The organism is Serratia rubidaea (assembly GCF_016026735.1).
GTDB classification, from domain to species: domain Bacteria; phylum Pseudomonadota; class Gammaproteobacteria; order Enterobacterales; family Enterobacteriaceae; genus Serratia_B; species Serratia_B rubidaea.
Window position 1 is genome coordinate 1,710,449 of the sequence record NZ_CP065640.1, and the last position, 25,683, is coordinate 1,736,131.

Annotated in this window: 22 protein-coding genes and 4 tRNA genes; 18 read left to right on the forward strand and 8 right to left on the reverse strand. The window is 60.8% G+C overall.

All coding sequences use genetic code 11. The annotated features are described in order from the left end of the window. The first annotated feature begins 1 nt into the window (after position 1). The 9 genes from wzxE to I6G83_RS07865 all read left to right on the forward strand — a co-directional run bounded on the left by wzxE (position 2) and on the right by I6G83_RS07865 (position 6,971). Complete coding sequence (wzxE, locus tag I6G83_RS07825) at positions 2–1,252, forward strand: lipid III flippase WzxE (RefSeq protein ID WP_054306230.1); 1,251 nt, start codon at positions 2–4, stop codon at positions 1,250–1,252. Beyond that, the gene (locus I6G83_RS07830) at positions 1,249–2,334 is read left to right on the forward strand and encodes a TDP-N-acetylfucosamine:lipid II N-acetylfucosaminyltransferase (RefSeq protein WP_054306229.1); all 1,086 of its coding nucleotides are present in this window, start codon (positions 1,249–1,251) and stop codon (positions 2,332–2,334) included. The genes wzxE and I6G83_RS07830 overlap by 4 nt, the downstream gene beginning before the upstream one ends. Continuing rightward, positions 2,331–3,713, forward strand: a complete 1,383-nt coding sequence (gene wzyE, locus I6G83_RS07835; RefSeq protein WP_054306228.1) for an ECA oligosaccharide polymerase — start codon at positions 2,331–2,333, stop codon at positions 3,711–3,713. Before I6G83_RS07830 ends, wzyE begins: the two co-directional genes overlap by 4 nt. Before the next feature lie 8 nt (positions 3,714–3,721). Next, a complete protein-coding gene (gene wecG / locus I6G83_RS07840; RefSeq protein WP_054306227.1) occupies positions 3,722–4,462 on the forward strand; it encodes a lipopolysaccharide N-acetylmannosaminouronosyltransferase in 741 nt (246 codons plus the stop codon). Positions 4,463–4,932: 470 nt separating this feature from the next. Then, on the forward strand, positions 4,933–6,342 hold the full coding sequence (gene thrP, locus I6G83_RS07845; RefSeq protein WP_054306226.1) for a bifunctional threonine/serine APC transporter ThrP: 1,410 nt from the start codon (positions 4,933–4,935) through the stop codon (positions 6,340–6,342). Positions 6,343–6,471: 129 nt separating this feature from the next. Beyond that, a tRNA-Arg gene (locus I6G83_RS07850) sits at positions 6,472–6,548 on the forward strand. Positions 6,549–6,608: 60 nt separating this feature from the next. After that, positions 6,609–6,684 (forward strand) — tRNA-His (locus I6G83_RS07855). A gap of 48 nt (positions 6,685–6,732) precedes the next feature. Then, positions 6,733–6,819 (forward strand) — tRNA-Leu (locus I6G83_RS07860). 75 nt (positions 6,820–6,894) lie between these two features. Beyond that, a tRNA-Pro gene (locus tag I6G83_RS07865) sits at positions 6,895–6,971 on the forward strand. 1,088 nt (positions 6,972–8,059) lie between these two features. Here the strand turns inward: I6G83_RS07865 and hemY are convergent. From hemY to hemC, 4 genes are read right to left on the reverse strand one after another with little or no spacing between them, the layout of a single operon-like run. Next, entirely contained in the window at positions 8,060–9,253 is a 1,194-nt protein-coding gene (gene hemY, locus I6G83_RS07870; RefSeq protein WP_054305784.1) for a protoheme IX biogenesis protein HemY, read from the reverse strand. Between the two features lie 3 nt (positions 9,254–9,256). Further along, on the reverse strand, positions 9,257–10,384 hold the full coding sequence (gene hemX / locus I6G83_RS07875) for a uroporphyrinogen-III C-methyltransferase (RefSeq protein ID WP_054305783.1): 1,128 nt from the start codon (positions 10,382–10,384) through the stop codon (positions 9,257–9,259). A gap of 23 nt (positions 10,385–10,407) precedes the next feature. Beyond that, positions 10,408–11,148, reverse strand: a complete 741-nt coding sequence (gene hemD / locus I6G83_RS07880; protein ID WP_054305782.1) for a uroporphyrinogen-III synthase — start codon at positions 11,146–11,148, stop codon at positions 10,408–10,410. Then, the gene (gene hemC / locus I6G83_RS07885; RefSeq protein ID WP_054305781.1) at positions 11,145–12,086 is read right to left on the reverse strand and encodes a hydroxymethylbilane synthase; all 942 of its coding nucleotides are present in this window, start codon (positions 12,084–12,086) and stop codon (positions 11,145–11,147) included. The genes hemD and hemC overlap by 4 nt, the downstream gene beginning before the upstream one ends. Positions 12,087–12,400: 314 nt before the next feature. On the opposite strand from hemC, the gene I6G83_RS07890 reads away from it, so the two are divergent. After that, a complete protein-coding gene (locus I6G83_RS07890; protein WP_054305780.1) occupies positions 12,401–14,956 on the forward strand; it encodes a class I adenylate cyclase in 2,556 nt (851 codons plus the stop codon). 25 nt (positions 14,957–14,981) lie between these two features. Here I6G83_RS07890 and cyaY read toward each other — a convergent pair whose 3' ends face one another. Next, the gene (gene cyaY / locus I6G83_RS07895) at positions 14,982–15,302 is read right to left on the reverse strand and encodes an iron donor protein CyaY (RefSeq protein WP_015344138.1); all 321 of its coding nucleotides are present in this window, start codon (positions 15,300–15,302) and stop codon (positions 14,982–14,984) included. A gap of 127 nt (positions 15,303–15,429) precedes the next feature. Here cyaY and lptM point away from each other — a divergent pair, with 127 nt between their 5' ends. The 6 genes from lptM to uvrD all read left to right on the forward strand — a co-directional run bounded on the left by lptM (position 15,430) and on the right by uvrD (position 21,094). Then, complete coding sequence (lptM, locus tag I6G83_RS07900; protein WP_283093060.1) at positions 15,430–15,633, forward strand: LPS translocon maturation chaperone LptM; 204 nt, start codon at positions 15,430–15,432, stop codon at positions 15,631–15,633. A 72-nt stretch (positions 15,634–15,705) separates the two neighbouring features. Then, a complete protein-coding gene (dapF, locus tag I6G83_RS07905; RefSeq protein WP_015344140.1) occupies positions 15,706–16,530 on the forward strand; it encodes a diaminopimelate epimerase in 825 nt (274 codons plus the stop codon). Continuing rightward, positions 16,527–17,231: a DUF484 domain-containing protein gene (locus I6G83_RS07910; protein WP_054305779.1), complete on the forward strand. Its 705-nt coding sequence runs from the start codon at positions 16,527–16,529 to the stop codon at positions 17,229–17,231. Before dapF ends, I6G83_RS07910 begins: the two co-directional genes overlap by 4 nt. Then, on the forward strand, positions 17,228–18,139 hold the full coding sequence (xerC, locus tag I6G83_RS07915; RefSeq protein WP_015344142.1) for a tyrosine recombinase XerC: 912 nt from the start codon (positions 17,228–17,230) through the stop codon (positions 18,137–18,139). Before I6G83_RS07910 ends, xerC begins: the two co-directional genes overlap by 4 nt. Beyond that, positions 18,139–18,855, forward strand: a complete 717-nt coding sequence (gene yigB / locus I6G83_RS07920; RefSeq protein ID WP_015344143.1) for a 5-amino-6-(5-phospho-D-ribitylamino)uracil phosphatase YigB — start codon at positions 18,139–18,141, stop codon at positions 18,853–18,855. The genes xerC and yigB overlap by 1 nt, the downstream gene beginning before the upstream one ends. Before the next feature lie 76 nt (positions 18,856–18,931). Next, a complete protein-coding gene (gene uvrD / locus I6G83_RS07925; RefSeq protein ID WP_054305778.1) occupies positions 18,932–21,094 on the forward strand; it encodes a DNA helicase II in 2,163 nt (720 codons plus the stop codon). 13 nt (positions 21,095–21,107) lie between these two features. Here the strand turns inward: uvrD and I6G83_RS07930 are convergent, their stop codons facing one another. After that, positions 21,108–21,581 carry a WbuC family cupin fold metalloprotein gene (locus I6G83_RS07930; RefSeq protein WP_054305777.1) on the reverse strand — a complete coding sequence of 158 codons (474 nt, stop codon included), beginning with the start codon at positions 21,579–21,581 and terminating at the stop codon, positions 21,108–21,110. Positions 21,582–22,093: 512 nt separating this feature from the next. Here I6G83_RS07930 and corA point away from each other — a divergent pair. Then, positions 22,094–23,044, forward strand: a complete 951-nt coding sequence (gene corA / locus I6G83_RS07935; RefSeq protein ID WP_054305776.1) for a magnesium/cobalt transporter CorA — start codon at positions 22,094–22,096, stop codon at positions 23,042–23,044. Positions 23,045–23,144: 100 nt separating this feature from the next. Beyond that, positions 23,145–24,209 (forward strand): AbrB family transcriptional regulator, encoded by a 1,065-nt coding sequence (locus I6G83_RS07940; RefSeq protein ID WP_054305775.1) that lies wholly within the window; start codon positions 23,145–23,147, stop codon positions 24,207–24,209. Here I6G83_RS07940 and rarD read toward each other — a convergent pair. Together rarD and I6G83_RS07950 are read right to left on the reverse strand one after the other, a co-directional pair. Then, the gene (rarD, locus tag I6G83_RS07945) at positions 24,201–25,088 is read right to left on the reverse strand and encodes an EamA family transporter RarD (protein WP_054305774.1); all 888 of its coding nucleotides are present in this window, start codon (positions 25,086–25,088) and stop codon (positions 24,201–24,203) included. The genes I6G83_RS07940 and rarD overlap by 9 nt on opposite strands. Before the next feature lie 63 nt (positions 25,089–25,151). Beyond that, on the reverse strand, positions 25,152–25,622 hold the full coding sequence (locus I6G83_RS07950; protein ID WP_015344149.1) for a thioesterase family protein: 471 nt from the start codon (positions 25,620–25,622) through the stop codon (positions 25,152–25,154). Positions 25,623–25,683: the final 61 nt, after the last annotated feature.

The window sequence follows — 25,683 nt, forward strand, 5'->3', positions numbered from 1 at the left end:
TATGTCGCTGGCAAAAGCATCCGTCTGGACCGCCGGCTCCACGCTGATCAAAATCGGCGTGGGGCTGCTGGTGGTGAAACTGCTGGCGGTGGCCTTCGGGCCGAGCGGCGTGGGGCAGGCGGGTAACTTCCGCCAGCTGATCACCGTGTTGGGCGTGCTGTCCGGCGCCGGCATCTTCAACGGCATCACCAAGTATGTCGCGGAGTATCATCAGGATCCGCAGCGCCTGCGCCTGGCGGTCGGTACCGGTTCCAGCATTGTGCTGGGCTTCTCGACCCTGCTGGCGCTGGTGTTTCTGTTTGCCGCCGCGCCGATCAGTCAGGGGTTGTTCGGCCATACGCGCTATGTCAACGTGGTGCGCGCACTGGCGTTTATGCAGATGGGCATCGCCTACGCCAACCTGTTTCTGGCAATCCTGAAAGGCTACCGCGACGCGATGGGCAATGCGCTGGCGGTGATCGGCGGCAGCCTGATTGGCCTGGTGGCCTTTGTCGCGTGCTTTAAACTGGGCGGCTATGAGGGCGCGCTGGCGGGGCTGGCGTTGGTGCCGGCGCTGGTGGCGCTGCCGGCCGGCGCGCTGCTGTGGCGGCGTAAAACGCTGCCGCTGCGCTATCTGGCGCTGGCGTGGGACAAGGCGCTGGCCAGCCATCTGGGCAAGTTCACCATTATGGCGCTGATCACCTCCGTGACCTTGCCGGTGGCGTATGTCATGATGCGTAACCTGCTGGCGGCGCACTATAGCTGGGATGAGGTGGGGATCTGGCAGGGCGTCAGCAGCATTTCCGACGCCTATCTGCAGTTTATTACCGCCTCGTTCACCGTGTACCTGCTGCCGACGCTGTCGCGCCTGAGCGATAAGGCGGCGATTAGCCGCGAAATCGTCCGCGCGCTGAAGTTCGTGCTGCCGGCGGTGGCGGCGGCCAGCTTTACCGTGTGGCTGCTGCGCGATTTTGCCATCTGGCTGCTGTTCTCGGACAAGTTCGTCGCCATGCGCGATCTGTTCGCCTGGCAGCTGGTGGGCGATGTGCTGAAGGTGGGCGCCTATGTGTTCGGCTACCTGGTGATCGCCAAGGCGTCGCTGCGCTTTTATATTATGACTGAAGTCAGCCAGTTCCTGCTGCTGACGCTGTTCTCGCACTGGCTGATCCCGCTGCACGGGGCGCTGGGGGCGGCTCAGGCCTACATGGCAACCTACATAGTCTATTTCACGCTGTGTAGCTGCGTATTTATTCTTTACCGTAGACGAGTATGACCACACTGATTCACGTATTGGGATCTGATATCCCGCACCATAATCAGACGGTGCTGCGCTTTTTTAACGACGTGCTGGCCACTCAGCTGCCGTCGCCGCAGGTAAACCGGTTTATGGTCGCCGCCAAAGATGTGGCCGCGCTGGGCGAGTTCCCGGCGTTGACGATTGACAGCTATCCGGATAAGAAAAGCCTGGCGGAGGCGGTGATCGCCTGCGCCAAGGCCGACCGCAGCCGCCGTTTTTTCTGGCACGGGCAGTTTAACCCGACGCTGTGGCTGGCGCTGCTGAGCGGCAAAATCAAGCCGCAGCAGGTCAGCTGGCATATCTGGGGGGCCGATCTGTATGAAAATGCCACCAGCTGGAAATTCCGGCTGTTCTATCTGCTGCGCCGGGTGGCGCAGGGGCGGGTGGGACACGTGTTCGCCACGCGCGGCGATCTGATTCACTATCAGCAGCGCCATGCGCGGGTGCCGGCGTCGTTGCTCTACTTCCCGACGCGGATGGATCCGGCGCTGACCGGCGTTGAGGTCGAGAAGAACGTCGCCGGGCCGATGACCATTCTGGTCGGCAACTCCGGCGACCGCACCAACCGCCATATCGAAGCGCTGCACGCGATTCATCAGCAGTTCGGCGATAATGTGCGGGTGATTGTGCCGATGGGCTATCCGGCCAATAACGACGACTATATCGGGCAGGTGCGCAGCGCCGGCCTGCAGCTGTTCGGCGAAAGAAATCTGCAGCTGCTCACCCAGCAGGTAGCGTTTGACGATTACCTGAATATTCTGCGCGAGTGCGATCTCGGCTACTTTATCTTCGACCGCCAGCAGGGCATCGGCACGCTCTGCCTGCTGATTCAGTTCGGCGTGCCGTTTGTGCTCAGCCGGCAGAACCCGTTCTGGCAGGATCTGGCCGAACAGCGCCTGCCGGTGCTGTTTTACGGTGATACGCTGGATGAGGCGGTGGTGCGCGAAGCGCAGCGCCAGCTGGCGTCGGTGGACAAGCAGGATATCGCCTTCTTTAACCCGAACTATATTGACGGCTGGCGGCAGGCGTTGGCGCTGGCGGCGGGAGAAACGGCATGACGCTGGCCCAATTTGGCGGTTTGCTGGTGGTGTACCTGATTAGCGTCACGTTTATTCTGACGGTGACCTATCAGGAGTTCCGGCGCGTGCGGTTTAACTTTAACGTCTTCTTTTCGCTGCTGTTCCTGCTGACGTTTTACTTCGGCTTTCCGCTCAGCTGTCTGCTGGTGTTCCGGTTTGACGTGGCTATCGTGCCGGTGGAGTTCCTGCTGTACGCCATGCTCTCCGCCACCTGTTTCTATGCCATCTATTACGTCACCTATAAGACCCGGCTGCGCAAGCGCAGCGCCGAGCCGCGCCAGCCGCTGTTTGACATGAACCGGGTGGAAACCAACCTGACCTGGGTGCTGCTGGCGCTGGTGGCGATAGGCACGGTGGGGCTGTTCTTTATGCAGAACGGCTTCCTGCTGTTCAAACTGCACTCCTACAGCCAGATCTTTTCCAGCGACGTGTCCGGCGTGGCGCTTAAGCGCTTCTTCTACTTCTTTATCCCGGCGATGCTGGTGGTGTTCTTCCTGCGGCAGAGTCTGCGCGCCTGGTTCTTCTTCCTGGTGGCGACGGTGTCGTTTGGCCTGCTGACCTATGTGATCGTCGGCGGCACGCGCGCCAATATTATTATCGCGTTCGCCCTGTTCTTGTTTATCGGCATCGTGCGCGGCTGGATCACGCTGTGGATGCTGGCGGCGGCGGGCGTAATGAGCATTGTCGGCATGTTCTGGCTGGCGCTGAAGCGCTATGGCCTGGACGTCAGCGGCGATGAGGCGTTTTACACCTTCCTGTATTTAACCCGCGACACCTTCTCCCCCTGGGAGAACCTGGCGCTGCTGCTGCAGAATTACGACAAGATCGACTTCCAGGGGCTGGCGCCGATCGTGCGCGACTTCTACGTCTTTATCCCCAGCTGGCTGTGGCCAGGGCGGCCGGACGTGGTGCTGAATACCGCCAACTACTTTACCTGGGAAGTGCTGGAGAATAATTCCGGGCTGGCGATTTCGCCGACGCTGATCGGCTCGCTGGTGGTGATGGGCGGCGCGCTGTTTATTCCGCTTGGCGCGGTGGTGGTCGGGCTTATCATCAAATGGTTCGACTGGCTGTATGAGCTGGGACGCCATGAGCCGAACCGCTATAAGGCGGCCATTCTGCAGGGGTTTTGTTTTGGCGCGGTGTTCAACATCATTGTTTTGACGCGTGAAGGGCTGGATTCTTTCGTGTCGCGCGTGGTGTTTTTCTGTTTGATTTTTGGCGCCTGCCTGGTGCTGGCGAAGTTGCTGTACTGGCTGTTTGATACGGCGGGCCTGATCAAGACGCGTATGGGCGGCCGCCTGCCCGCGACGCAGCCGGCCGCCGCTTCAGAGTCCGACAGCCTACTGCAAAGGTAATGAGAATAATGGATACAAAGGTTTCGGCTCCCGAATACACGCTGCGCGGCATCAAGCTGTGGGGATTTCGCAATATGTCGCACTGCCTGGACTTCCTGTTTGACGGCGGCAAGATGAAACAGGGAACGCTGGTGGCGATGAACGCCGAGAAAATGCTGGCGGCAGAGCAGGACGCCACGCTGCGGGCGCTGCTGGACGGCTGTGAATTTAAATACGCCGACGGCATCAGCATGGTGCGTGCGATGCGGCGCAAGTATCCCGGCGCCGATGTTTCGCGCGTGGCGGGCGCCGATCTGTGGGAGGCGCTGATGCAGCGCGCCGGGCAGGAAGGCACGCCGGTCTTTTTGGTCGGTGGTAAGGCGTCGGTGTTGGCGGAAACCGAAGAGAAACTGCGCCGTCAGTGGAACGTCAACATCGTCGGCAGCCAGGATGGTTACTTCACGCCGGAACAGCGGGAAGCGCTGTTTGAACGGATTCATGCCAGCGGCGCGGCGATCGTCACCGTGGCGATGGGCTCGCCGAAGCAGGAAGTCCTGATGCGCGACTGCCGCCAGGTGCACCCGCAGGCGCTGTATATGGGCGTCGGCGGCACCTATGACGTGTTTACCGGCCACGTGAAGCGGGCGCCGAAGGTGTGGCAGAACCTCGGGCTGGAGTGGCTCTATCGCCTGCTGTCGCAGCCAAGCCGTATCCGGCGGCAGATCAAACTGCTGCGGTTCGTCGGCTACTATTACGGCGGCAAGCTGTAAATGCGCCGGCCGGAGTTTCTGTTGCTCCGGCAGGGTTGGCTGACGTAGTTGTGCGGCGATGGTCGAACATTGCCGTACAACTATAACCTCATCTAAGAATTATCCCGCCTTTTATTCCATAAAGTTTTAATCCGCGGTTTGCTTATAGCAGCAAAATACGGAACGATACCGCCCGGAAATCATCCCAGGCCGCCGATGCCGCTAATCGCAGTGCTGAATATCCTTTCCCGCTGTCAATTTGCCCTCATCCTTACTGGCGATCGGTCGCGCCGGCGGGAGTGATGCCGCTTGCCGTGTAGATCCCAATAATTTGGGGTGCGGGCAGGCGGCCAGGGAAGAAGTTCCGCTGCGCTGATACGGGTCGGTGATTTGCAGCTAACCCCGCTGCAGCTGGAAGAATGACGGGTAGAAAACAATAAGACCGTTGCTGGTCAATGCACGCACGACGCAGACATAACGACTGAGGATTTATGCCAACTAAAGATAAACCGCAAGGACTACATCGCGGGCTGGAAGCCCGGCACATCGAACTGATTGCGCTCGGCGGCACGATCGGCGTCGGCCTGTTTATGGGCTCGGCCAGCACCCTGAAATGGGCGGGGCCTTCGGTGCTGCTGGCATACATTATCGCCGGGCTGTTTGTGTTCTTTATTATGCGCTCGATGGGCGAGATGCTGTTCCTGGAGCCGGTGGCCGGTTCGTTTGCGGTTTATGCCCACAAGTATATGGGCCCTTACTTCGGCTACCTGACGGCCTGGGGCTACTGGTTTATGTGGATTGCGGTCGGGATTTCGGAAATCACCGCCATTGGCGTGTACGTGCAGTTCTGGTTCCCGGAGATCCCGCAGTGGCTGCCGGCGCTGCTGGCGGTGGCGATGGTGGCGGTGGCCAACCTGGCGGCGGTGCGGCTGTACGGCGAGCTGGAGTTCTGGTTTGCGATGATTAAGGTGACCACCATTATCGTGATGATTTTGGTGGGGCTGGGGGTGATCTTCTTCGGCTTCGGCAACGGCGGCGCGCCGACCGGCTTCGCCAACCTGACCCAGCACGGCGGCTTCTTCGCCGGCGGCTGGAAGGGCTTCCTGTTTGCGCTGTGCATCGTGGTGGCCTCTTATCAGGGCGTGGAGCTGGTGGGTATTACCGCCGGCGAAGCGAAGAACCCGCAAGTCACCCTGAAGCGCGCCATCAACAATATTCTGTGGCGCATCCTGATTTTCTACGTCGGCGCCATTTTCGTGATCGTCACCATCTTCCCGTGGGACGGCATCGGCACCGCGGGCAGCCCGTTTGTGCTGACCTTTGCCAAAATCGGCATCGTGGCCGCTGCCGGCATCATTAACTTTGTGGTGCTGACCGCGGCGCTGTCCGGCTGCAACAGCGGCATGTACAGCGGCGGACGCATGCTGTATGCGCTGGCGAAGAACCGCCAGCTGCCGTCCGCGTTCACCCGGCTCTCCGCCAGCGGCGTGCCGGTAAACTGCATCGCCGTTACCATTGTCTGCCTGCTGGCGGGATCGGTGCTGAATTACATCATTCCTAATCCGCAGCAGGTATTTGTGTATGTTTACAGCGCCAGCGTGCTGCCGGGCATGGTGCCGTGGTTTGTGGTGCTGATCAGCCAGCTCTACTTCCGGCGTGAACATAAAGCGGCGATCAAAAGCCACGGTTTTAAATCGATAATGTTCCCGTATGTGAACTACCTGACCATTGCTTTCCTGGCCTGCGTGCTGGTTGGCATGGGCATTAACCCGGATACGCGTATTTCTCTGCTGGTCGGGGCGATTTTCCTGGCGGCGGTTAGCCTGTGCTACTTTGCCTTCGGCATGCACAAAAAACGGCATCAGGCTGAAATTGGGATAAAAAACCAGCAGCAAAGCTGAGAAAGGGGCTGCGGATTGTGCTTTTATGCGCAGGAGTGAGCAAAGCGTAATCAAACGCAACATTTCTGCGAAAAAGCACTAGACAGGATTGCTTTAAATCCGTAGTATCCCCACCCGCAACGGCGCTACGCGCCCGTAGCTCAGCTGGATAGAGCGCTGCCCTCCGGAGGCAGAGGTCTCAGGTTCGAATCCTGTCGGGCGCGCCATTTAGTTTGTGCGCAAGAGCTGCGGTGGTATGATTACCGCGTGAAGTAAGTAAAGAAATGGTGGCTATAGCTCAGTTGGTAGAGCCCTGGATTGTGATTCCAGTTGTCGTGGGTTCGAGTCCCATTAGCCACCCCACTTTACCCCAGGGGTAGAGTAAGAGATAAAAAGCTGTTTTGTGACCGTGCGAAGGTGGCGGAATTGGTAGACGCGCTAGCTTCAGGTGTTAGTGTTCTTACGGACGTGAGGGTTCAAGTCCCTCTCTTCGCACCACACAAAACGTCATGTAAATCTTAGCGATTACATAGACATGGGCTTTAAAATCTTGTAGTATCAGCACCACAGAATCGGCGAGTAGCGCAGCTTGGTAGCGCAACTGGTTTGGGACCAGTGGGTCGGAGGTTCGAATCCTCTCTCGCCGACCACCATTCGAAAAACCTGCTTTTTAAAGCAGGTTTTTTTTCGTCTGTAGTTTATCCGCCGGCATCCTCCGCCTGACATTCTTCCCCCTCCGCATACCATACGCTGCTGTTAAGCTTGCCGGTTATAGCTGCTATCCGCCCGCTGTTGCTCTTTGGCGACAAGGCGGTGGCGCGCTGTCGCTGGTAAGAGACATATAATCAATTGAAATATAAGGGTAAAAATAACTTTACCTTAAGTCGTCGTTTTTCAGCGACAGGCTGGTTGGCGGTCGGCAGCGGCGGGGCGGATGGCCTCCGGCGGTAGGTTAACGATGCGGGTAAAAAATAAACCTTTAAAATTCAGTAAATTAAATTTATTTTTGTCTGGGTTGTCGTTGGGTGGCAAAAGTTGGCACGCGAAGTGCAATATCTATAGCGTAGATGCTCATTCCACTTCTTATGTTCGCCTTAGGCCTCATAAACCCTGGGAATGACGCAGAGCCGATTTAGGGTGCCTATTGCCCACCAGAACGATGAAAGCCTCGCTTGCGACGCCGACATCACACTGCGGGCACAACGTTGAGTGAGGCACCGCCCCTGTTGTCCTAGACCTGATTGCTTCTTTATGCACTTGCCAGACTGGCAAGTGTTTTTTTTTGCCTAATACCCGTCATACTTCAAGCTGCAGATGCGTTGGCTGCGCTCAGTCACCCGAATCACTTACCTGTGTAAGCTCATCGGGATTCCTTCCCTTGCCGCCTTCCTGCAACTTGAATTATTTAGGGTATCTACCCGTCATACCTTAAACCGCAGATGCGTTGGCTGCGCTCAGTCACCCGAATCACTTACCCGTATCAGCTCATCGGGATTCCTTCCCTTGCCGCCTTCCTGCAACTTGAATTATTTAGGGTATCTACCCGTCATACCTTAAACCGCAGATGCGTTGGCTGCGCTCAGTCACCCGAATCACTTACCCGTATCAGCTCAGCGGGATTCCTTCTCTTACCGCCTTCCTGCGGATCGAATGATTTAGAGGATATTGCCGTGTAGAGGGATGCAGGCGAAAAAAAAGCGTGGCCGTGGCCACGCTCTGATAAGCAGTTTATCCGGCGTTATTCACCATTTTGCCGCAGGGTCAGCATCAGGCCTTCACGTCGCATCTGCGCCGCCTCTTCGGAGCGGTGCAGCTTTTCCAGTACGTCGGCCAGCCAGGCGTAGTCATAGGCGTCCGGACGTTGCTTCAGGGCTTCCTTGAAGGCGTCGTTGGCCTGTTGCCATTCACCGTGCTTCATCAGCAGCTGGCCCAGCGTGCTGTTAAGCAGCGGCGTGGCGCCATGCTGTTTGATCTGCTGACGCAGCGCTTTTTCCAACTGCTCCGGGTTGCCGGATTTGATGCGCGGGATCAGCAGCACCAGGCGTTCGTCATACTGGCGTTTCAGGCTGTCCAGCACGATCTCCTGCGCCATTTCATGATCGTCGCATTCGATCAGGTGCTCCACCATGGCGATCTGCAGCGGCACTTCATGGCGTACTTTACGGCTTTGATTCTTCCACCAGCGTTTCAGGCCGTCGCTGCCTTCCTCCGCCATCGCCTGATTCATCAGGCCGAGATAGGCTTGCTGTTGCAGCGCCTGCAGTTTCTCCTCGTCGTGCAGCTTGATTTTGCTCATTGACGGCAGAATTTCCAGCAGGGAGGCGTAAGCGCCGGTGCGCAGGTAGGCCTGCTCCGCCAGACGCAGCACTTCCGGATGGCGCGGCGCCTGGTTCAGCAGGCGATCGACCCCGTGGCGCGCGGCATGTACTTCACCCTGCGCCAGCTGAATGCGTACGCGGGTAATGTCGACCGGCAGCTGATCGGTGTCCGCCGCTTCAGCGGCGCGCTCCAGATACTGATTGGTGCGGAACTCGTCGCCGCGCTGCTGTGCCGCTTCCGCCGCCAGCAGGTAGTTCACCACCGGCTGTTCGGCATGGTCGGCATTGCGCGTCAGCAGCTGTTCGACCTGTTTATGGTCGCCTTCCGCCAGCTTAATCAGCGCCGCCTTGGTTTGTGCGCGCGCACGGCTGCGTTTACGGCCAAGGAACCAGCCGCGGGTGCGGGCGCCGGTACGGAAAATGCGGCGCAGGATCCATTCGATGATAAACAGCGCTACAAACAGCAAGATACCCATAATCACCAGGCCGGTGACGCTGGTTTCGATATTGTAGTTGTCGGTCTGGATCAGGACGTAGCCCTGATGCCCGGCCAGCATCGGCCCGAGCACCACGCTGGCGATCAGCACCAGAAACAGGAATAACACGCGTAACATGGCTTATCCCTCCTGGTGAGTGGCGGCAGCGCCTTGCGCCAGCAGATTGCGTACCCGGGTCTGCATCAGTTTTTCCAGCAGCGGCTGGCTCTTCAACTGGTCCGGCACGTCCATCGTCACGGACTGCTGGCTCAGGCCGTCCAGCTCTTCCAGGAAGGCTTTGGTGGCCGGATCGCTGGTATCGAAATAGGCGCGCACCCAGGTGGAGATGGTTTCCAGCGACTGCTTATACACCTCGTTCTGATGGCGCGGTACCGCCTGGGCGGCGACCAGCAGGCGGGAGCGGATGTTTTCGCGCAGATAGATGTCCTGATTCGGCGCCAGCAGCGGCTCGGCGCCGGTGTCGCGGCGGCGGATGGTGATAAAGTTGGCCATAAAGTTATGCCAGGACTTGGTCAGGTTCTGCCGCCATTCGCCGAGCGAGGCGGACAGCTCGCCGCTGTCTTCGTCCATTGGCGCTTCATCGCTGTCGTTATCCGCCAGGCGCAGGTTATCAACCTGGTTAGACAGCTGGTTCACTTTCAGAATGATGCCGTCAAAGTCGACCTGAGACAGGGTGGACAACCCGCTGATATCTTCGGTAATGGCGCGGCGTACGGTCATCAGGCTCGGATCGTTCATATCCGCCAGGCTGGCGTCGGCGCTTTTCAGCAGGGTGGCGGCGGTGGTGACGTCCTGATCGCTCCACAGCTTGCGGCCGGCCATTTTAACCAGGAAGTCGGCCTGAGCCAGCAGCCAGGTTTTGGCGTCGCTGCCGGAAATGGTGGCGACTTTTTCCTGCAGCTCGCTGAGCTGACGCGCCAGCGAGGTCTGTTCGCGGTCAGCGGCGTCGAGGGTTTTCCCCTGCTGCTGCAGCAGGCCTTCCAGCGCGCTTTTTTCCTGCTGCTGGCTCTGCTTGAGCTCCGCCAGCTGCTGCTGCAGGGACTGGTTCGCCGCAATCAGCTGCTGCGCCTGTCGGTGCGTGTGGTAGTAACCGCCGGCGCCCAGTGCAATAACCAGCACGATGGCGATCGCGCCGAGCACCGGGCCGCTGTTTTTGCTTTTACGGCTGCCGGTCTCTGGCTGTTGGGGACTCTCAACCGCCTGGTTGCTCTCTTCAACCGGTGCGGATGGGGTATTTTGTTCCGTCATAGTGGCGCATCCCATTGTCAGGTTTATTGTAGCGCGCGTAGCAGCGCGTCATTATCGGCATTTTCAGCTACCCGAATGCTGCTCCAGCCCAGTTCCCGGGCCAGGGTAGCCAGACGTTCGCTGACCACCACCAGGCGGCAACGCAGCAGCCATAAAGAACGGTAGTAATCAGGAACTAAAGTATACAACTGTTGTAACATTTCACCGCTGGTGACCACCAGCGTATCAATGCCCACGCGCTGCCAGTGGGCGCTTTGCTCCGCGCCGTCGTAATGGACGGGACTGCGCTGGTAACATTCATAATAGCTGACGTTGGCGCCGCGCTCGCGCAGCGTTTCGCCCAGCAGCTCGCGTCCGCCGTTGCCGCGCAGGATCAGCGCCTGCTTGCCGGCCAGTTTTTGCAGCGCGGGTAATAATAGTAGCGTTTCGCTGATTTCGCGCTCGTGCGGATAATCGACCGGCAGGCTGGTGATGCGGTGCAGCGCCAGCGCGGTGCTGCGCCCGATGGCATAATAGGCGGCCTGGGCCGGCCAGGTGAAGCCCGCGCGCCCCATCACCGAGTCGGCGTAGTTCACCGCATTCTGCGACAGGACGAACACCAGATCGTCGGCGTGCAGCCCCTGCAGCGCCGACGCCAGGCGCGGCAGATCGGCGCCGGGAGCGAAATCAATCAGCGGAGCATGATAGGCAACCCGGCCGAGCGCGCGCAGCCGGCTGACCAGTTGCTCCCCGGACGGGGAAGGGCGGGTTACCAGAATCGTCATGCCGGCGGATCTCCCTGATACACGTCCTGCAGAATTTCACGCGCGCCGTTGGCCAGCAGCTCCTCCGCCAGCGAGACGCCCATTTGCTGCGCCTGTGCGGCCGGGCCGCGGCGTTCGCCGCGCACCATCTGGCTGCCGTCCGGCGCGCCGACCAGCGCGCGCAGCCACAGCGTGTCGCCGTCCAGCTCGGCATAGCTGCCGATCGGCACCTGACAGCCGCCTTCCAGACGGGTGTTCATGGCGCGTTCGGCGCTGACGCGCAGGGCGGTCGCCTCATCGTTCAGCGGCGCCAGCAGCGTGCGGGTCACCTCGTCGTCCAGCCGGCATTCGATGCCGACGGCGCCCTGGCCGACGGCCGGCAGGGACTCTTCCGGGCTCATGGCGCTGCGGATGCGCTGCTCCAGCCCCAGCCGCTTCAGGCCGGCGACCGCCAGAATAATGGCGTCATACTCGCCGTTATCCAGTTTGGACAGGCGGGTGCCGACGTTGCCGCGCAGATCGCGCACGATCAGATCGGGGCGACGCTGGCGCAGCTGGCACTGACGACGCAGGCTAGAGGTGCCGACCACGCTGCCCTGCGGCAGTTGATCGAGGGATGCGAAACGGTTTGATACAAATGCGTCGCGCGGATCGTCACGCTCGCAAATGGTCACCAAACCCAGCCCCTGCGGAAATTCTACCGGCACGTCTTTCATCGAGTGCACGGCGATATCGGCGCGGCCTTCCAGCAGCGCCAGCTCAAGTTCTTTGACAAACAAGCCCTTACCGCCGACCTTCGCCAGCGGCGTATCCAGAATGATGTCGCCGCGCGTCACCATCGGCACCAGCTCCACCCGCAGGCCGGGGTGGCTGTCCATCAGACGCTGCTGCACATAGTGTGCCTGCCAGAGCGCCAGAGGGCTTTGTCGGGTGGCAATTCGAATAATTTTGTCTAACATGCTTGTTACCGTTTTTATATTTCGCCAGCCATCCTACCACTGAGGACGAAAACTGTCAGTGCAAGAAGGAGGTGGTCAGGAAAAGGACAACGGAATCAACAGGACGTGTGATGTGTTTTGGGCAGTTAACACTGCAGATACGTCGTTTAGGGTGAGGCGATAATAAGTGTGTCGCGTTACTTCCTTTACGGTCAATCGGCAAGGTGTTAAATTGATCACGTTTCCAGCAATAAGTCGTCAAATACTCTTCCTCTTAACGACGCTTACGGAATACGGGTTTTTTTCTAAGCACCGGGATAATCAGGCGAGACGTCTTGTACCTTTATATCGAGACATTGAAGCAGAGACTGGATGCGATCAATCAACTACGTGTCGATCGCGCCCTGGCGGCCATGAAACCTGCCTTTCAACGGGTATACAGTCTGCTGCCTACCTTACTGCACCACCACCACCCGCTGATGCCGGGTTACCTCAATGGTAACGTTCCCCATGGCATCTGCCTCTACACGCCTGATGAAAACCAACAATCTTATCTGCACGATCTGGAAGACAAGTGGGGCAGCCCGTTTGAAACGCTGGCCAGCGGCGAACTGCCGATCACCGGCGTTTACTCCATGGGCAGCACCTCGTCGATCGGGCAGAGCTGCAGTTCGGATCTGGATATCTGGGTTTGCCACCAATCCTGGCTCGATAACGAAGAGCGCAATCGCCTGCAGCAGAAATGCAGCCTGCTGGAGAAGTGGGCGGCGTCGATGGGCGTGGAGGTCAGTTTCTTCCTGATCGACGAAAACCGCTTCCGCCATAACGAAAGCGGCAGCCTGGGCGGCGAAGACTGCGGTTCCACGCAGCATATCCTGTTGCTGGACGAGTTTTACCGCACCGCGGTGCGCCTGGCCGGCAAACGTATCCTGTGGAATATGGTGCCGTGCGAAGAAGAAGCGCATTACGACGAATATGTGCTGTCGCTGTATGCGCAGGGGGCGCTGACGCCGAACGAGTGGCTGGATCTCGGCGGGCTGGGCACGCTGTCGGCGGAAGAGTACTTCGGCGCCAGCCTGTGGCAGCTGTATAAGAGCATCGACTCGCCGTACAAGGCGGTGCTGAAGACCCTGCTGCTGGAGGCTTACTCCTGGGAATACCCCAACACGCAGCTGCTGGCGACCAGCATTAAACAGCGTCTGCATGCGGGCGAGATCGTCTGTTTCGGTCTGGACGCCTACTGCATGATGCTCGAGCGCGTTACCCATTATCTGACGCAGATTAACGACACCACCCGGCTCGATCTGGTGCGCCGCTGCTTCTACCTGAAAGTGTGCGAAAAACTGTCCCACCCACAGGCCAGCGTCGGCTGGCGGCGGGAGATCCTCAGCCAGCTGGTGAGCGAGTGGGGCTGGGATCAAGAGCGGCTGGCGATGCTGGATAACCGCGCCAACTGGAAAATCGAGCGGGTGCGCGAGGCGCATAACGAACTGCTGGATGCGATGATGCAGAGCTACCGCAACCTGATCCGCTTTGCGCGCCGCAATAACCTCAGCGTCAGCGCCAGTCCGCAGGACATCGGCGTGCTGACGCGTAAGCTGTACGCCGCCTTTGAGGCGCTGCCGGGCAAGGTGACGCTGGTCAACCCGCAGATTTCACCGGACCTGTCGGAAGGCGATCTCACCTTTATTCACGTGCCGATCGGCCGCGCCAACCGCGCCGGCTGGTACCTGTACAATCAGGCGCCGGCGATGGACTCCATCGTCAGCCACCAGCCGCTGGAATATAACCGCTATCTGAACAAGCTGGTGGCCTGGGCCTATTTCAACGGCCTGCTGACGTCGCGCACGCGGCTGCACATCAAGAGCGCCAACCTGTGCGACAGTGAAAAACTGCAGGAGCTGGTGGCCGACGTATCGCACAGCTTCCCGCTGCGCCTGCCGGCGCCGACCCCGAAGGCGTTGTACAGCCCGTGTGAAATCCGCCACCTGGCGATTATCGTCAACCTGGAAAACGACCCGACCGCCGCCTTCCGTAATCAGGTGGTGCACTTTGACTTCCGCAAGCTGGACGTGTTCAGCTTCGGCCAGCAGCAGCAGTGTCTGGTCGGCAGTATCGACCTGCTGTACCGCAACTCGTGGAACGAGGTGCGGACGCTGCATTTCAGCGGTGAACAGTCGGTGCTGGAAGCGCTGAAAACCATTCTGGGCAAAATGCACCAGGATGCGTCGCCGCCGGAGTCGGTGGAAGTATTCTGCTACAGCCAGCACCTGCGCGGGCTGATCCGCACCCGCATTCAGCAGCTGGTGTCGGAATGCATCGAACTGCGCCTGTCCAGCACGCGGCTGGAGCCGGGCCGCTTCAAGGCGGTGCGCGTGGCCGGCCAGACCTGGGGGCTGTTCTTCGAGCGTCTGAGCGTCTCGGTGCAGAAGCTGGAAAATGCGGTGGAATTTTACGGCGCGATTTCCAACAACAAGCTGCACGGCCTGTCGATCAAGGTGGAAACCGATCAGGTGCATCTGCCGCCGGTGGTGGACGGCTTCGCCAGCGAAGGGATTATTCAGTTCTTCTTTGAGGACGCCAAGGACGATCAGGGCTTTAATATCTACATTCTGGACGAGTCGAACCGCGTCGAGGTGTATCACCATTGCGAAGGCAGCAAGGAAGAGCTGGTGCGCGACGTCAGCCGCTTCTACTCCTCCTCGCACGACCGCTTTACCTACGGCTCCAGCTTTATCAACTTCAACCTGCCGCAGTTCTATCAGATCGTGCAGATCGATGACCGCACGCAGGTGATCCCGTTTCGCAGCAACGCGCTGTCCAACCTGTGCGTTACCGTCAGCGACGGCGCTGCCGCGCAGCCGCTGAAGCAACAATACCAACTGCACTGATTCACGCAGGCGCCCGCGACGGCGCTCAGGCGAACTCGATGGTTTCGCCGGCCTGCTGCGTTGCCGACTCGCTCAGCAGCTGGGAGAATGACCAGCCGCTGCGGTCGCACACCCAGGCGCCGTCGCGGTAGTCGAAGTGGTAGCCGCCGGACTTGGTGGCCAGCCAGACCTGATGCAGCGGCTCTTGACGGTTGATCACGATCTTGCTGCCGTTCTCAAAGGTCAGCGTCATCACGCCGCCGTTGGTTTCGTAATCGATGTCCGCATCGCCGTCAAAATTATCCAACGTTTGTTCAATATCCAGCATCAGCTGGTCAGCCAACCGGTGAAACTCACTGTCGTTCATATTCGATTCCTATTGCTTTTCATGATCCACCTGCGATTATATACCCTTCATACTTGCCGCCTTGCTGCAACGCCGATTATTTTGGCCAGGGCAGGTTCGGACGCATAAATAACAGGCATTAATGCAAATGAAAAAACAACTACGCTATGCGCTGCTGGCGGTGCTGGTCGCCGGTCTCTCTGGGTGCGGTCTGAAAGGCCCGCTGTACTTCCCCGCTGATGAAGCGAAGGGCGAGAAAGCGGCGCAGCCGGTACAAACCGGCGATCAGGTGCAGAAAAATCAGCAGGAAGCCGCCGGCTCTCAGCAAAAACCGTCGATGACCGCGCAATAACGCGCTCTTCGGCGGAGGCGCTCGCCGTTGTGAATAACCGACGACGGGCGCGTCCAGAAAGCGGAGTATGATATGCAGTTCTCCAAAATGCACGGTCTGGGCAACGACTTTATGGTGGTCGATGCCGTGACGCAGAATGTCTATTTTTCCCCGGAGCTGATTCGTCGGCTGTCTGACCGGCATCTGGGCATCGGTTTTGACCAGATGCTGGTGGTGGAGCCGCCTTACGATCCGGAGCTGGATTTCCATTACCGCATCTTCAACGCCGACGGCAGCGAAGTGGCGCAGTGCGGCAACGGCGCGCGCTGTTTCGCCCGCTTTGTGCGGCTGAAAGGGCTGACCAACAAGCGCGATATTCGCGTCAGCACCCAGACCGGGCGCATGGTGCTCAGCGTCACCGACGACGATCGGGTGTGCGTCAACATGGGCGAACCCAACTTTGAGCCGCAGGCGGTGCCGTTCCGCGCCGCCAAGGCGGAGAAGACCTATATCATGCGCGCGGCCGAGCACACGGTGCTGGCCGGCGTGGTGTCGATGGGCAACCCGCATTGTGTTTTGCAGGTGGATGATGTAAAAACCGCCAAAGTGGAACTGCTTGGCCCGGTGCTGGAAAGCCATGAACGTTTTCCGGAGCGCGCCAACATCGGCTTTATGCAGGTGGTCAGCCGCGACCATATCAAGCTGCGCGTTTACGAGCGCGGCGCCGGTGAAACGCAGGCCTGCGGCAGCGGCGCCTGCGCCGCCGTGGCAGTAGGGATTCAACAGGAATTGCTGTCAGAAGAGGTGCATGTGGAGCTGCCGGGCGGCAGTCTGCACATACGCTGGAAAGGACCGGGTACGCCGCTGTTTATGACCGGCCCGGCAACCCATGTTTATGACGGATTTATTCATCTATGAAAAGCGTTGAGGACCAGGCCGTCGCAGCCATTGCGCTTGATGACGACGCCGTAATGCAGTACCTGCAGCAGAACCCGGATTTCTTTATGCGCAATGCGCGCCAGGTTGAGCAGATGCGCGTTCCCCATCCGGTGCGCGGCACCGTCTCGCTGGTGGAGTGGCATCTGGCGCGGCAGCGCAACCATATCGACCGGCTGGAAGAAGAGATCACGCTGCTGATGGAGCAGGCCAGCGCCAATGAAGGGCTGTTTGGCCGGCTGCTGCATCTGCAGGCCAACCTGGCCACCGCCGACAGCCTGCAGGATATGCTGAACCGCCTGCAGCGCTGGGCGCGCGGCTTCGGGCTGGCCGGCGCCAATATTCGCCTGTTCAGCGACCGCTGGCAGATCGGTGCGCCGTCGGACTTTACCCACCTCGGCATTGCGCGTTCGGCGTTTGAGCCGCTGCGCATTCAGCGCCTGGGGGATGATCACCACTTCCTCGGCAGCCTGAACGGCCCGGAACTGCTGCTGCTGTTGCCGCAGGCCAAACAGGTCGGCTCGGTGGCGCTGTCGCTGCTGGGTGAGGACGGCGATCTGGGCATGGTGATCTTCAGCAGCCGCGATACGCAGCACTATCAGCCGGGCATGGGCACCGTGATGCTGGCCCAGCTGGCGCGTATGCTGCCGGAACTGCTGGAACGCTGGATCGAACGCGCATGACGGCGTCAGCGGCCGGCCTGCAGCCGCCGGTGGACGCTTTTCTGCGTTATCTGAAGGTGGAGCGCCAGCTCAGCCCGCTGACCCAGCTTAACTATTCCCGTCAGCTGCAGGCGCTGTGCGCGCTGGCCGGCGCGCTGGGCGTCAGCGCCTGGTCGCAGCTGGATGCGGCGCTGGTGCGGCAGCTGGTGGCCCGCAGCAAGCGGGCGGGGCTGCACGCCGCCAGCCTGGCGCTGCGGCTCTCCGCGCTGCGCAGTTTTCTCGACTGGCAGGTGAGCCGGGGAGAACTGCCCGCTAACCCCGCCAAGGGCATCCGCACGCCGCGCAGCGGCCGCCATCTGCCGAAAAATATCGACGTTGACGAAGTGAGCCAGCTGCTGGAGATCGACGTTAACGATCCGCTGGCGGTGCGCGACCGCGCGATGCTGGAAGTGATGTACGGCGCCGGGCTGCGTCTGGCGGAGCTGGTGGGGCTGGACTGCCGGCATCTCGATCTGGCCGCCGGCGAGATCTGGGTGATGGGTAAAGGCAGTAAAGAGCGTAAGTTGCCGATCGGCCGCACCGCCGTCACCTGGCTGGAGCGCTGGCTGGCGATGCGCGATCTGTTCGCGCCGGACGACGACGCGGTATTTCTCTCCAATCAGGGCCGGCGCATCTCCACGCGCAATGTGCAAAAGCGCTTTGCCGAGTGGGGCGTCAAACAGGGCGTCAGCAGCCATATCCATCCGCACAAGCTGCGCCACTCGTTCGCCACCCACGTGCTGGAATCCAGCGGCGATCTGCGCGCGGTGCAGGAGCTGCTGGGGCATGCCAACCTGACCACCACGCAAATCTATACCCACCTCGACTTTCAACACCTGGCCAACGTGTACGATGCGGCGCATCCACGCGCCAAACGGGGGAAATCCTGATGCATTTTTACCGGCCGTTGCGCCCGCTGGCGGCGCTAACGTTCGATCTGGACGATACGCTGTACGATAACCGCCCGGTGATTGCCGAGACCGAGCGGCAGTCGGTGGCCTTTTTACAAGATTACCATCCGGGGCTGAAGGATTTTCAGTCGGCGGATTTTCACCGCCTGCGGCAGGAGCTGCGCGCGCGTGAGCCGGAGATTTACCATGACGTCACCCGCTGGCGCTGGCGGGCCATTCACCTGGCGCTGAGCCGGCAGGGACTGACGGACGGCGACGCGACGGCGGGGGCCGACGCCGCCATGCGGCACTTTGCCGACTGGCGCAGCCGCATTGAGGTGCCGGCTGCCACCCACGCCACGCTGAAGGCGCTGGGGGCGCGCTATCCGCTGGTGGCGATCACCAACGGCAACGTCGAGCCGGCGCGCTGCGGGCTGGAGGGGTACTTCCGCTTTGTGCTGCGCTCCGGGCCGGACGGCCGCGCCAAGCCCTATCAGGATATGTATCAGCTGGCCGCCGAGCGGCTGGCGATCGCGCCTGCGCATATTCTGCACGTGGGGGACGATCTGACGACCGACGTGGCGGGCGCGCTGCGCGCCGGTTTTCAGGCCTGCTGGATCAACGACCGTCAGGGTAGCCTGATGCAGGCCGCCGACGGCCGTTTACTGCCGCATATTGAGGTTTCGCAGTTGGCATCGCTGACAGCGTTGTTATAATCCCCCCCATAACTCTGTATAAATTCACAGTGAAAGCCGCGCCGGCGCGGTTTTCCCTTACCACGTAATGGTGCCTATGGACGTTTCCGATCTGCTCAACAGCATGAATGACAAACAACGTGAAGCCGTGGCGGCGCCACGCAGCAACCTGTTGGTGCTGGCAGGCGCGGGAAGCGGCAAAACCCGGGTGCTGGTGCATCGCATCGCCTGGCTGCTGGCGGTGGAGAACTGCTCGCCGTACTCGATCATGGCGGTCACCTTCACCAACAAGGCGGCGGCGGAGATGCGCCACCGTATCGAACAGCTGATCGGCACCAGCCAGGGCGGCATGTGGATCGGCACCTTCCACGGCCTGGCGCACCGCCTGCTGCGCGCCCACCATATGGACGCCAATCTGCCGCAGGACTTCCAGATCCTCGACAGCGAGGACCAGCTGCGGCTGCTCAAGCGCATTATCCGCGCGCTGAACGTGGACGAGAAACAGTGGCCGCCGCGCCAGGCGATGTGGTACATCAACGGCAAAAAGGACGACGGCCTGCGTCCGCAGCATATTGAAAGCTACGGCAACCCGGTGGAGGCCACCTGGCTGCGCATCTACCAGGCCTATCAGGAGGCCTGCGACCGCGCCGGGCTGGTGGACTTCGCCGAGCTGCTGCTGCGCGCCCATGAGCTGTGGCTGAACAAGCCGCACATCCTCAACCATTACCGCGAGCGTTTCAGCAATATCCTGGTGGATGAATTCCAGGATACCAACCGCATTCAGTACGCCTGGATCCGCCTGCTGGCGGGCGACAGCGCCAATGTGATGATCGTCGGCGACGACGACCAGTCGATCTATGGCTGGCGCGGCGCGCAGGTGGAGAATATTCAGCGCTTCCTGAAGGACTTCCCGGGGGCGGAAACCGTCCGCCTGGAGCAGAACTACCGCTCGACCAGCAATATCCTCAAGGCCGCCAACACGCTGATTGCCAATAACGACGGCCGCATGGGGAAAAACCTGTGGACCGAAGGGGCGGAAGGGGAGCCGATTTCGCTGTACTGCGCGTTCAACGAGCTGGATGAAGCCCGCTTTGTGGTTAACCGCATCAAAACCTGGCAGGAGAACGGCGGCGCGCTGAACGACTGCGCTATCCTCTACCGCAGCAACGCCCAGTCGCGCGTGCTGGAAGAGGCGCTGCTGCAGAGCGCGATGCCGTACCGCATTTACGGCGGCATGCGCTTCTTCGAACGGCAGGAGATCAAGGATGCGCTGGCCTACCTGCGCCTGATCGCCAACCGCAACGACGACGCGGCGTTTGAGCGCGTGGTGAATACGCCGACGCGCGGCATCGGCGACCGCACGCTGGACGTGGTGCGCCAGACGGCGCGCGACCGTCAGCTGACGCTGTGGCAGGCCACGCGCGCGCTGCTGCAGGACAAGGTGCTGGCCGGACGCGCCGCCTCCGCCCTGCAGCGCTTCACCGAGCTGGTGGACTCGCTGGCGCATGAAACCGCAGATATGCCGCTGCACGTACAGACCGACCGGGTGATCCGTGATTCCGGCCTGTTCCTGATGTACGAGCAGGAAAAGGGTGAAAAAGGCCAGGCGCGGATCGAAAACCTGGAGGAACTGGTGACGGCGACGCGCCAGTTCAGCTATCAGGAAGAAGATCAGGATTTAATGCCGCTGCAGGCGTTTCTGTCGCATGCGGCGCTGGAGGCCGGCGAAGGGCAGGCCGACGCCTATCAGGACGCGGTGCAGCTGATGACGCTGCACTCGGCGAAAGGGCTGGAGTTCCGCCAGGTGTTTATCGTCGGCGTGGAAGAGGGCATGTTCCCCAGCCAGATGTCGCTGGAAGAGGGCGGTCGGCTGGAGGAGGAGCGCCGTCTGGCCTACGTCGGCCTGACGCGGGCGATGGAAAAGCTGACGCTGACCTACGCCGAAACCCGCCGGCTGTACGGCAAGGAAGTCTACCACCGGCCGTCGCGCTTTATCGGCGAGATCCCGGAGGAGTGCGTGGAAGAGGTGCGGCTGCGCGCCAGCGTGTCGCGCCCGGTGAAGCACCAGCGCATGGGGACGCCGATCGCCGAGAACGACACCGGCTACAAGCTGGGCCAGCGGGTGCGTCATCCGAAGTTTGGCGAAGGTACCATCGTCAATCTGGAAGGCAGCGGCGAACACAGCCGGCTGCAGATTGCCTTCCAGGGCGAGGGCATCAAATGGCTGGTGGCGGCCTACGCCAAGCTGGAGACGCCGTAACCCCGGCGCGCTATTAGCCCGGGTAGCGGTCGCCTTCCTGCGCGGTGGCGTACCAGCGCAGCACGGCGTCAATCCCGTCGCCGCCTTCGGGCGGCGCCCAGGTCATGCAGTCTTCTGCCGCCAGCGGCTGATACGGCCCCGGTTTCACCTCAAACAGCACCCCGCCGGCATCAACCGACAGCACGGTATGCCAGACGTTGGCGGGCATTTCCAGCAGCCGGTTCTCTTCGCCCAGCATAATGCGCCGGGTTACCGCGCCGCGATCGTCAAACTGCAGCACCACAAAGCGGCCGCGCAGAGGCGTCAACAGCTCCCAGCCGTGCGGGTGGCGGTGCGGGCGGATATAGGTGCCCGGCTCCATGGCGATGGTCATGCGCTGCACCGGTTCGCGCGTATCGTCATGCAGTAGGTGGTGGGTGCGCAGGCGCGGCAGCTGGGCGGCCTGCTCGCCCATGAGGTTCATCTGTTGCAGGGTTATCAATTTCATTAAGGAAATCCGCAAGCTATCGGTAGAGAGAGTCTAGCAACTTTCCCGGCGCGGGGCGTTGCGCGCGGTCATTTCTTTGCGCCGGCGCGCGGATTTTTATCGCTCTGTCATCGCGGTGAATTGTTGGGGATTTATCCTGTTTAACGTGTTGACAGGCTTTTTCCTCTCGGCGTAACATGCGCGCACGATTATCAATGAGGACATTCGCCTTGGACACACCCAGTAGATGCTGGCTCACTGACCTGGATCCCAACAGGTACAACTTCTAAGGCTATCCCATTACGCTGATAGCCTTCGTGGTTGTCGGCGACCCCTCTGTGCGTCGCTCTGAGTCAGATCTCTTTATGGTCTGAAACGAGCATGGCCTGCGTGCCCCTCCGTTTCTGTGCTTCAACGCGTTGTCCGCCTAAAATGATGTGAATTGCATCTGTGGGTTTGGGCGCGTCTGCGCCCGGGATGATGTAATTCCGATGAATGCAGGGTATCCCCTCACCATTAGGGAGTTTTAGCACATGCTGAGCGCTTTCAAATTAGATAACAGCCGCTTGTCCCGCCTCGAGCTGGATGAGGCCGAAGACCTGACCACCTCGCTGTGGGTTGACCTGGTCGAGCCGGAAGAAAGCGAGCGCGACCGTGTGCAACATGAGCTGGGGCAAAGCCTGGCCACCCGTCCGGAACTGGACGATATCGAGGCCTCGGCGCGCTTCTTTGAAGACGAAGACGGCCTGCACATCCACTCCTTCTTCTATTTTGAAGATGCGGAGGATCACGCCGGCAACTCCACCGTGGCGTTCACCATCCGCGACGGCCGGCTGTATACGCTGCGCGAGCGCGAGCTGCCGGCGTTCCGCCTGTACCGCATGCGCGCCCGCAACCAGATGATGGTGGACGGCAACGCCTATGAGCTGCTGCTGGACCTGTTCGAAACCAAAATTGAACAGCTGGCGGACGAAATCGAGAATATTTACAGCGATCTGGAAAAACTCAGCCGGGTCATTATGGAAGGCCATCAGGGCGATGAATATGACGAAGCGCTGTCGACGCTGGCGGAGCTGGAAGATATCGGCTGGAAGGTGCGCCTGTGTCTGATGGATACCCAGCGCGCGCTGAACTTCCTGGTGCGCAAGGCGCGGTTGCCGACCGGTCAGTTGGAGCAGGCGCGCGAGGTGCTGCGCGATATTGAATCCCTGCTGCCGCACAATGAGTCGCTGTTCCAGAAGGTGAACTTCCTGATGCAGGCGGCGATGGGCTTTATCAATATCGAACAGAACCGCATCATCAAGATCTTCTCGGTGGTGTCGGTGGTGTTCCTGCCGCCGACGCTGGTGGCCTCCAGCTACGGCATGAACTTTGAATTTATGCCGGAGCTGAAGTGGTCGTTCGGTTATCCGGGCGCGATCAGCCTGATGATTCTGGCCGGCCTGGCGCCGTACCTGTACTTCAAACGCAAAAACTGGCTGTAAGCCACGGGCCGGAGCGGTGCGGCGCCTGCCGCATCGTGATTTCACGCCGTTAGCCTGCTAAGATAATTCCCTGCAAAATTATTTGAAGGCAATCCTTCCGATGGAGAGGTTCCCCGCGGTACTGCAATGGCTGATCCTGCTGCTGGCGTCGCTGGCGCTGGGGTTCGGCCTGCTGGCGTTCCATATTCCCGCCGCCCTGTTGCTGGGGCCGATGATCGTTGGCGTTACCCTGGGGCTGCTGGGCGCGTCGGTGCGCATTCCCAAGCCGCTGTTTATCGGCGCGCAGGCGGTGCTGGGCTGCATGATCGCCCAAAGCCTGTCTCCTTCCATGCTGACGCCGCTGCTGGCCGACTGGCCGCTGATCCTGCTGGTGCTGCTGGCGACGCTGCTGGCCAGCGGCATCTCCGGCTGGTGCCTGGTGCGCTTTAGCGATCTGCCCGGCCCGACCGGCGCCTGGGGCGCCTCACCCGGCGGCGCGTCGGCGATGGTCGCCATGGCCGGCGACTTTGGCGCCGACGTGCGTCTGGTGGCGTTTATGCAGTATCTGCGCGTGCTGTTTGTCGCCACCGCGGCGGCGGCGGTAGCGCGTATCGGTCTGGGCGATGAAGCGGGGCAGGGCAGCGCGGCGCTGAACTGGTTTCCGCCGCTGGACTGGCGCTTTCTGGCGACGCTGGCGGTGGCGGCCGCCGGCGCCTGGCTGGGGCCGCGCCTGCGCATACCGTCGGGAGCGCTGCTGCTGCCGATGATTATCGGCGCCGCGCTGCACTCCAGCGGCGCGATGGCTCTGCAGGTGCCGGAATGGCTGCTGGCGCTGGCCTATACGCTGATTGGCTGGAGCGTGGGGCTGCGCTTCACCCGGCCGATCTTGCTGCTGGCGCTGCGCACGCTGCCGCAGATGCTGGTGTCCATCGCCGCGCTGATGCTGTTTTGCGGCCTGCTGGCGTGGATGCTGACCTGCTTCCTGCCGGTAGACATGATGACCGCTTATCTGGCCACCAGCCCCGGCGGGCTGGACACGGTGGCGATTATCGCCGCCGGCAGCCGGGTGGATATGTCATTTGTGATGGCGCTGCAGACGCTGCGGCTGTTTACCATCCTGCTGACCGGGCCGGCGATCGCGCGTTTTATTTCCAACCACGCGACGCCGGCCTCCAGCTCATCGTAGCTTGCGCTGGGTGTACAGGGCGTCGAGGGTGAACAGCACCAGCGCCGCCCAGATAAAGCCGAAGGTCACCAGTTTATCCTGGCCGACGGTTTCCCCGTAGAAGGTGACCGCCAGCAGGAACATCAGCGTCGGGCCGAGATACTGGAAAAAGCCCAGCGTCGACAGGCGCAAACGGGTGGCGGCGGCGGTGAAGAACAGCAGCGGCACGGTGGTGACGATACCGGCGGCCACCAGCAGCAGGTTCAGCGACCAGGGGTTGGCGCCGAGGTGGCTGGTGGCGCTGTCGGCAATAAAGAACAGATAGACGGCGGCGACCGGCAACAGCCACAGCGTCTCAATCAGCATGCCGGTCTGCGCGTCGATGGCGATCTTCTTGCGCAGCAGGCCGTAGAAGGCAAAGCTGAACGCCAGCCCCAGCCCGATAATCGGCAGGGAGCCGAACTGCCACAGCTGCACCAGCACGCCGGTAAACGCCAGGGCGACCGCCACCCACTGCATGCGGCGGAAACGCTCGCCGAGAAACAGCACCCCCAGCAGCACGTTCACCAGCGGGTTGATAAAGTAGCCCAGGCTGGCTTCCAGCATATGGTGATTATTCACCGCCCAGATAAACAGCAGCCAGTTGCCGCCGACCAGCAGCGCGGTGAGCGCCAGCAGCAGCAGGCGCTTGCGGTTGGCGCAGGCGGCGCGCACCTTTGGCCAGTTACGCCCCAGCGTCACCAGCGCCAGCATAAAGAAAAACGACCAGATGATCCGGTGGGTCAGGATCTCATCGGCCGGCACCTGCTGAATCAGTTTGAAATAGGCCGGGGCGATGCCCCAAATAAAATAGGCGGCCAGGGCAAAGAAGATGCCCTGACGCGTTTGCTGTGCGTCCATGACGTGACCTGGAGGTAAGAGAGTCGATACGGTGAGTGTACTGAAGACGCTCACCGGGCACAATCAGCCAACCAGGTAGGTGGCGGTGGCGCTGGCGATATGCAGGCCGTCGTTGTTATGCAGTTCGACGCGGGCGACCGCCACCTTGTTGCCGCTGCGCAGCACCGAGGCGGAGGCGATAAAATGTTCGCCGCGGCCGGGACGCAGATAGTCGACGCGCAGGTCGATGGTGCCCATGCGCGACAGGCGCGCCGCCAGCTCCTCTTCAACCAGCGACTCCTGACGCATCAGCACGCTGCCGACGCACGCCAGCCCGGCGGCGACGTCCAGCACCGAGGCGATCACGCCGCCGTGCAGGATCTTCTGCGCGGCGTTGCCCACCAGCTTGTGCTGATTGGTAAAGGTCAGCTCGACGCCGTCGTCGTCGAAGTGGCGCAGCTCCAGGCCCAGTTCGCGGTTAAACGGCATGTGATAAACAAAGATCTCGCCAATCTTCTGGCGAGCGGCTTCTGTTGTGAGAGGCAGGGTCGACATAGCGGTGATTCTTCTTATTGATAAATGGGTTTAGGATACTGGTCAGTCCAGGTTAATGGTT

What these genes read in the sequence shown, in the direction of transcription:
- cyaY (WP_015344138.1), bottom strand. Translation starts at nt 15,302, where the DNA reads ATGAACGACAGTGAGTTTCACCGGTTGGCTGACCAGCTGATGCTGGAT.
- hemY (WP_054305784.1), bottom strand. Translation starts at nt 9,253, where the DNA reads ATGTTACGCGTGTTATTCCTGTTTCTGGTGCTGATCGCCAGCGTGGTG.
- I6G83_RS07940 (WP_054305775.1), top strand. Translation starts at nt 23,145, where the DNA reads ATGGAGAGGTTCCCCGCGGTACTGCAATGGCTGATCCTGCTGCTGGCG.
- yigB (WP_015344143.1), top strand. Translation starts at nt 18,139, where the DNA reads ATGCATTTTTACCGGCCGTTGCGCCCGCTGGCGGCGCTAACGTTCGAT.
- I6G83_RS07950 (WP_015344149.1), bottom strand. Translation starts at nt 25,622, where the DNA reads ATGTCGACCCTGCCTCTCACAACAGAAGCCGCTCGCCAGAAGATTGGC.
- hemX (WP_054305783.1), bottom strand. Translation starts at nt 10,384, where the DNA reads ATGACGGAACAAAATACCCCATCCGCACCGGTTGAAGAGAGCAACCAG.
- uvrD (WP_054305778.1), top strand. Translation starts at nt 18,932, where the DNA reads ATGGACGTTTCCGATCTGCTCAACAGCATGAATGACAAACAACGTGAA.
- dapF (WP_015344140.1), top strand. Translation starts at nt 15,706, where the DNA reads ATGCAGTTCTCCAAAATGCACGGTCTGGGCAACGACTTTATGGTGGTC.
- rarD (WP_054305774.1), bottom strand. Translation starts at nt 25,088, where the DNA reads ATGGACGCACAGCAAACGCGTCAGGGCATCTTCTTTGCCCTGGCCGCC.
- corA (WP_054305776.1), top strand. Translation starts at nt 22,094, where the DNA reads ATGCTGAGCGCTTTCAAATTAGATAACAGCCGCTTGTCCCGCCTCGAG.
- xerC (WP_015344142.1), top strand. Translation starts at nt 17,228, where the DNA reads ATGACGGCGTCAGCGGCCGGCCTGCAGCCGCCGGTGGACGCTTTTCTG.
- I6G83_RS07910 (WP_054305779.1), top strand. Translation starts at nt 16,527, where the DNA reads ATGAAAAGCGTTGAGGACCAGGCCGTCGCAGCCATTGCGCTTGATGAC.
- lptM (WP_283093060.1), top strand. Translation starts at nt 15,430, where the DNA reads ATGAAAAAACAACTACGCTATGCGCTGCTGGCGGTGCTGGTCGCCGGT.
- hemC (WP_054305781.1), bottom strand. Translation starts at nt 12,086, where the DNA reads ATGTTAGACAAAATTATTCGAATTGCCACCCGACAAAGCCCTCTGGCG.
- thrP (WP_054306226.1), top strand. Translation starts at nt 4,933, where the DNA reads ATGCCAACTAAAGATAAACCGCAAGGACTACATCGCGGGCTGGAAGCC.
- wecG (WP_054306227.1), top strand. Translation starts at nt 3,722, where the DNA reads ATGGATACAAAGGTTTCGGCTCCCGAATACACGCTGCGCGGCATCAAG.
- wzxE (WP_054306230.1), top strand. Translation starts at nt 2, where the DNA reads ATGTCGCTGGCAAAAGCATCCGTCTGGACCGCCGGCTCCACGCTGATC.
- wzyE (WP_054306228.1), top strand. Translation starts at nt 2,331, where the DNA reads ATGACGCTGGCCCAATTTGGCGGTTTGCTGGTGGTGTACCTGATTAGC.
- hemD (WP_054305782.1), bottom strand. Translation starts at nt 11,148, where the DNA reads ATGACGATTCTGGTAACCCGCCCTTCCCCGTCCGGGGAGCAACTGGTC.
- I6G83_RS07930 (WP_054305777.1), bottom strand. Translation starts at nt 21,581, where the DNA reads ATGAAATTGATAACCCTGCAACAGATGAACCTCATGGGCGAGCAGGCC.
- I6G83_RS07830 (WP_054306229.1), top strand. Translation starts at nt 1,249, where the DNA reads ATGACCACACTGATTCACGTATTGGGATCTGATATCCCGCACCATAAT.